This window comes from Actinobacillus minor NM305, from assembly GCF_000175195.1.
GTDB classification, from domain to species: Bacteria; Pseudomonadota; Gammaproteobacteria; order Enterobacterales; family Pasteurellaceae; genus Haemophilus_A; species Haemophilus_A minor.
In genome coordinates, this window is record NZ_ACQL01000005.1 from 1 (window position 1) to 1883 (window position 1883).

Here is a 1883-nt window from a genome sequence, read left to right on the forward strand (position 1 = left end):
ACGTATAATTCAGCCCCTCCGGGGCTGTTTGTAGGAAACTAAAAATTTCCGCCCTTGAATAACTCTTCAAAATCATTAGACTAGCTCAAAAAAATAGATGATAATTTGTGCTTACTTAAATATGCAAAGATATGAATAATAAAACAAAAGATGATTTATTCTAACTATCGCTTGAGCAGTAATTTTCTAGACTTAAGCGTTGATGAATACCTAACGATATTTACTGAACCAACGCGAGAAGTCCATATTATCGGTTACTTCCCTGATATAGATAAATCTTTAACAGCTGGTGAAATTTGGTTGTATCGTGGTAAACATCAATATAATTATGGATTAGCCCATATATGGGCTGGCCGTAAATTAGAGCTTCAAAAACGTGGCGTGTTTACGGTTAGACAACTTATTAATTTTCTCATTAAACTTGTAGACAAACGCACCCCAATTTATCCTGAACCTGTCCACTATAAAGCAGCTGTTATTAAATCATCAAGAGGTGCAGTTATTGTTGAGAATATCGATGATACTTATAGTACGATAACCCTTTTACTTGCAACACAAGCCAGACCGTTGCCGGTACAAAACCGTTGGGGAAATAAAAATATAGGAACAATCAAAAAGGATTGTAAAACAATATAAATGGCTATATTATATAGTCACTGCAAGAGATAATAGGAATTGCAAGCGGCTTAGATAAGCAATTTTCTATTTAAAAGCAGGGCGTTCTCGCTTGACGTTGAAGCCAGTGTTCGAATGAACCAACGTAAGGTTAAAACTGTGGTTTCTGCGGTTCTTACGGTAAAACCGTCTCGGCTGGCATTATTTACTTCTGAAGAGAAAAGGCAATGATTTTTTGATCGTTGCCTTTTTGTTTTTATGATAAATACCGTGGGCTGCACCCTTGGTATTTCCCTCCCTCCGCCTTCGGCACCTCCCTCCGTAAACGGAGGGAGGGAGGGAAGGGTACAACCTAATAACATCGTTTACACTCTAACCCATCGCCCCAGAGGGGCGGCACTATGCGTAACCGTGGGTGTAACCCACGGGTTTCCACCCCAAAAACAATGATAAGCCCATCAAATTTGATGAGTTTAATAACTTTTCCTTGCAAAAAAAAATAGAATGTATAAAATTTTATACATTATGAATACGCAGAATAACCGAAAGCCTATCCACTGGGTTGGCTCTACTCTCGATGATGTTCGAGAATTTCCCGATAACATTAAGCGTGAACTGGGCTTCGACTTAGATCTTGTTCAACAAGGTTTATTGCCACGAGATTTTAAAGCAATGCAAAACCTCGGTTCGGGTGTCATGGAAATTCGTGTGAGAGATATATCAGGAGCGTTCCGTTTGGTCTATGTGGCGAAATTTACTGATGCCATTTATTGTTTGCATAGTTTCCAAAAGAAAACACAGAAAACCTCCCCAAAAGATTTAGAAATTATCAAGGCTCGCTATGCGGCCGTGAAAGCATTACAGGAGCAAGCAAAATGATTGATACACAAATTCGCCATACTACAGAAGCTAACGGTAATGTCTTTGCTGATTTAGGTTTTGCGCCACAAGAAGCACAACAATTAAAATCTGCTAGCGAACAACTTATAATGAATAAGTTGGTGCTAATGAATGCAGTGAGTGAGTGGATCAAGGAAAACCATTTAAAACAAGCTGAAGCAGCAAGCATTTTAGGCGTTAGCCGTCCACGTATTTCAGACATCGTCAATCACAAAACCGATAAATTTACACTTGATGCACTCGTTTCTTTTGTATCCAAAACAGGAAGAAGCGTTCAAGTTTCTTTAGTTTAATATAAAAAACCTACACGTTCCCTCTCTCTGCCCGTGGGCTACACCCGCGGTTACGTATAATTCAGCCCCTCCGGG

General features: G+C 39.4%; 3 protein-coding genes. All 3 read left to right on the plus strand.

Translation table 11 applies throughout. From position 1 onward, the window contains the following. Window positions 1-150 precede the first annotated feature (150 nt). A complete protein-coding gene (locus tag AM305_RS00275) occupies window positions 151-636 on the plus strand; it encodes a hypothetical protein (protein ID WP_005821881.1) in 486 nt (161 codons plus the stop codon). A 504-nt stretch (window positions 637-1140) separates the two neighbouring features. Further along, window positions 1141-1494, plus strand: a complete 354-nt coding sequence (locus AM305_RS00280; RefSeq protein WP_035293464.1) for a type II toxin-antitoxin system RelE/ParE family toxin — start codon at window positions 1141-1143, stop codon at window positions 1492-1494. Continuing rightward, entirely contained in the window at window positions 1491-1808 is a 318-nt protein-coding gene (locus AM305_RS00285) for a helix-turn-helix domain-containing protein (protein WP_005821884.1), read from the plus strand. Before AM305_RS00280 ends, AM305_RS00285 begins: the two co-directional genes overlap by 4 nt. The last annotated feature ends 75 nt before the right edge of the window (window positions 1809-1883 follow it).